Genomic DNA, 4,112 nt, shown 5'->3' with positions numbered 1-4,112 from the left:
CTCGAGTGGCTCTGGCACGACGGCGCGCAGCTTGGCCGGGTCCGTGCGATACGTGACGATCAGGAATTCCCGGTCGACGAAATGGTACGGGCCCATGGGGAAGGCGGGGCTTGTCACCGGCATGGAAAACGCATTGGGCAGAATGGAGTTGATTTTCATGGTGAGGGTCGTCTCTGGTGGTGGCAGGGAAGGTGGGGCGTTATTCGAATGGGTTTGTGCTTTGTTATGTCATTCGTATAACGAAGTAAATATGATGAAAGGATGGCCTTAAGTTGGAAGGCGTATCTGTGATGCGGGAATGGATCGGGTCCTGGGCTGGGATGGGATGGATTGATTCTAGCGTGCACTGTCCTTTTGATTATTCACAATACCAGCATCAAATCTTTTCGATTATTGGCACTCGTTCTTAACTAGGCATCTGGAAATAAGAAACGGCCGCAAGCGGCCGTTTATCAGAATGGCTCGGCGCGCTGCGGCGCCGAAAGCGTCGGGTGGTAAGTGCTATTTCAGATAATCGAATACCACCTCACCGAGCCCGAGTGTCAGATCGGCAACCAGATGGCGTGCCTCGACGATCTCGAGCACAGGCAATTCCGCCACCGGCGCCAGCGCGTGCGGTGCTAGTTGAAGCGCGGCGGGACCTGTCCATGCTCCTTTAAGGGTGATGTCCTGCAGGTAGTAGCGAACCAGTTCGCAAATACGCGGCGTGCCGTCCACGTGCGGAATCACTTTCAGCAGGAAGTTCGGCGTCTCCAGACGTTTCTGTTGCTGGGCGAGATCCAGTTGCCGATGTTTGTAGCCCATCGTGCCGGTGGCGATGCGCACCGGGCCGTAATCCAGCGTGCCGACGAGCGTGTCCGTGTGCACTTCGAGAACGGGCCTGGCGAGCTTCTTCGGAAAGCCCCACAATTCGCGGCCACCGGCGATCGGCGGATGGTCGTCCAGATACATCGCGAGCGTATAGCCACCCGCCACGCCGTTGTACGACACCGGGATCACCTGACCGCTTTCCGTGTAGTCGCCGAAGCCGGTTGAATCGGGCATCCGAATGAATTCGTAGTGCACCAGCGGTTCCCCGATCCGGAGCGGCTCCGGCACCACGGCGCGCAGTTTATCCGGATCGGTGCGGTAGGTGATGATCAGGAATTCCCGGTCGATGAAGCGATAGGGGCCCATTGGAAACGCCGGGCTCGTGATCGGCATCGCGAAGGCATTTGACAGCACGCTTTTGACGTCCATGATTTTCCTTGGTGGTTAAAGGCGGGTAGCGCGGGCGATGGAACGCTTTTGCACTGCACAAGAGTATCGTCGATTCTTTTCCGGGCTTCATTGAGACGGGCAGCCAATTATTTCGAGATATTGCGGCGTGGTCATGTCCGTGCACGGTGGCCTGCGCTAAAATCGCCAGGCGCGCCGCACCACACGCGTGAGGGGCCAGAGGCCTGGATGCGCGCGATTGGTGCAGCAAAAATCAAAATATGGCAGGAAGCGCCAGGGCGGCGCTTCGCGGGGAGCGGAATGACCACCATCGCAATCGAGAATCCGGGCCAGACAGACGCCACGGCCGATGCACAATTGAATGCCAGCTTCGCGCGTCAGCCGATTCTGAATCGGGACGGCATGCTGTGCGGCTATGAGATCAAAGTGCGCGCGCCCGCGTTGCCAGCGGCTGGCGAAGCCGGCGCAGGCGCGGCTGCGGCCCATGCCGATGATTCAACTGCGGATGCCGACGCGTTGCCGGGCCGCGCGCCTGAGCCGGCGCAGTTACTGGTGCGCGCCATTGTTCGTGGCCTGATCCACAACAATGTACGCAGTGCGCTCACCGGGCATCCGGCTTACGTCGATGTAAGCCCCGAGATGCTGTTCGACGACTCGATCCTGCGGCTGCCGGCGGAGCGTTTCATGCTCGAACTGTCGCCGTCGATGGAGGTCGACGACGCGCTGATCGCGCGGATCGTTGAGTTGCACGGGCGCCGCTATCGTTTTGCGCTCGACGAAGTGACGCAGCCCAACGAGACGTTCGCGAGGCTCCTGCCGTACGCGGAGGTCGTCAAGATCGATTTCATGCATGCCTCGCGGGCGTTGTTGCCCAAGCTGACGAGCGTGCTCAAGTCCGCGGGCAAGCTGTTGGTCGCGCTGGGCATCGAAACCCAGGACGATTTCGAAACGGCGCATGAACTCGGCTTCGATCGTTTTCAGGGTTACTTTTTCGCGCGTCCGCAGACGTCGATGACGCGGCGTGTCAGCGCGCCGCGCCATGCGTTGCTGAATCTGCTGCAACTGCTGGCGGGCGAGCCGACCGTCGCGCAACTCGAAGCCGAACTGAAGCTCAATCCCGTGCTGGTGATGCACCTGATGAAGCTCGCGAATTCGAGCGGCCTCGCTGTCGGCTACAAGGTCAGTACGTTGCGCGAAGCGATCAATGCGACCGGCACCAATCGGATCGCCCGCTGGACCCAGCTGCTGCTCTACGCGGACGGCCGCAAGGTCGCGCTGGAAGACGATCCCTTGCTGCAACTCGCGGCGACCCGGGCGCGCTTCATGGAACTGGCCATCGAACGTTTGCCCGAGGTGGGGCGCGACGAAGTCGATGCGGCGTTTCTGACCGGCGTGTTTTCGTTTGTCGACGCGGTGTTTGGGGGTCCACTCGAAAGCACGTTGAATGTGCTGACGCTGTCGCGGCCGATTCAGGCGGGCATTTTGCATCGGCAGGGTGTGTTGGGGTTGCTGCTGACGGTGGTTGAGGCGTTGGAACGAGGGGCGTGGGATGAGATCGACAGCCTGTGTGTGCGGTTGCAGCCGTTGACGGTGGAAGAGGTCGCGGAGCTGGGGTTGGCGGCGGCGGCGTGGGCTGGGGTCGCGGATCGGAGTGCGGAGGGGTTGGAGAGGATTGAGGATTAAGGATTGAAGGGCTAGGCGCAGCTAAGATATTCCGGAACGGCGAAGCAAAGGTTTCGCCGTTTTTGCGTTTACGACGTGTGATGCTGTGAACGAGCGTAAGGGCGCGGGCTGAGGCCATTCACTTCCTTAAATTCCTACGACCCTGTCAGAACTGCCCGATAGCGCACTTTGGGTCGATGCGATAGATTCGCGGCCATTCTTTCGATGTGAAAGGATTGATCGCCGTCCCTCCGTTACTTCTATCGTATTCATGGCCGCTTCCTCCGAGTATCTCGCCGTCGACAAGGTAACCTGCGTCTCCACGAACGACACGTTCGAGATTCGATTTTCACGCGGATACCGGATCGCACATCTGGCTGTCAGCATCTGGCTGACTTTCCTCAGCGCATTTTTCACCTTGACGCTCTTTGCGGCCTTCCGGCTTCAAATAGCCTTCGACAATTGGTGGGGCTGGCTGCCATTAGCGTTCTGCAGCTTCGCCGCGATCATGCATCGATTCTTCACGCAAGGGTTCACGCGCTCACCGGTTCGGATCGACCGTGCGGGACGGGTGCGGTGCGGCTACCGACTTGTGCGTTTCAGCGTCAAACCTGCTGTGTGCCTTGCCGGACCCGCTAGCAATGGTGGGCGCTTTGTGTGCAAAGGCCCGCTTCGGGAGAAGTCGCGTATCGCTCTGGGTGCAACCGGCGGCACTCGGGTCACGATCTTCAAAACGAAGAACGACGCTCGTGCGCGTCGTATCGCGGAGAGTCTTTCGGCCTGGCTTGGTCAGACTGAGCATCAGGTATTGAAGTCAAACGGTGATGTTCGACTGGCGCGGTGCTTGACCATCATGTGCGTGGTTGACGTGATCGCATCGCTATCGATGCAGTGGAACGACCATCAGGTGTTCCATCCCGTGCATATGGGCACGCTAGCGCTTGTGTTTGCTGCGGCGTTATCGTCCGCCCTTCTGGTGCTGTGTATGACACGCCTGTGGGTTCGATGGCGCGATCGGAGCGTGATGGTGACGGCACCCGACCGTGTGGTTCAAAGTGCCTTGGTGCTGCTGGCTGTCGCCGCCGTCGGTGCGACGGCTTTTCATTTCGCCAATCTCGCGGAGCTCCGATCGAGGCCGATGCAATCGCGTACTTCGCGAACGATCATCGAGAGTGTTGGGATGCCGAAAAAGGACTGCGCATCGCCGCTCTACTTTATTGAACCGAGGCTTG

4 protein-coding genes are annotated in these 4,112 nt (G+C 59.7%); 2 read left to right on the top strand and 2 right to left on the bottom strand.

The annotated features are described in order from the left end of the window. Positions 1 to 159, bottom strand: a 159-nt coding sequence (locus QOC89_RS14655; protein ID WP_323045667.1) for an acetoacetate decarboxylase family protein, incomplete at its 3' end; no start/stop codon positions are given. A gap of 342 nt (positions 160 to 501) precedes the next feature. After that, the gene (locus QOC89_RS14650) at positions 502 to 1,239 is read right to left on the bottom strand and encodes an acetoacetate decarboxylase (RefSeq protein WP_323045666.1); all 738 of its coding nucleotides are present in this window, start codon (positions 1,237 to 1,239) and stop codon (positions 502 to 504) included. Between the two features lie 279 nt (positions 1,240 to 1,518). Between QOC89_RS14650 and QOC89_RS14645 the strand changes: the two genes are divergently transcribed. Together QOC89_RS14645 and QOC89_RS14640 are read left to right on the top strand one after the other, a co-directional pair. Further along, entirely contained in the window at positions 1,519 to 2,901 is a 1,383-nt protein-coding gene (locus QOC89_RS14645; protein ID WP_323045665.1) for an EAL and HDOD domain-containing protein, read from the top strand. A 250-nt stretch (positions 2,902 to 3,151) separates the two neighbouring features. Continuing rightward, positions 3,152 to 4,112 (top strand): hypothetical protein (locus QOC89_RS14640; RefSeq protein WP_323045664.1); only part of this gene is annotated, 961 nt, incomplete at its 3' end.

Origin of the sequence: Paraburkholderia sp. (genome assembly GCF_034668105.1) — a bacterium.
Classification (GTDB): Bacteria; Pseudomonadota; Gammaproteobacteria; order Burkholderiales; family Burkholderiaceae; genus Paraburkholderia.
This window is presented reverse-complemented; position numbering and strand designations above follow the sequence as displayed.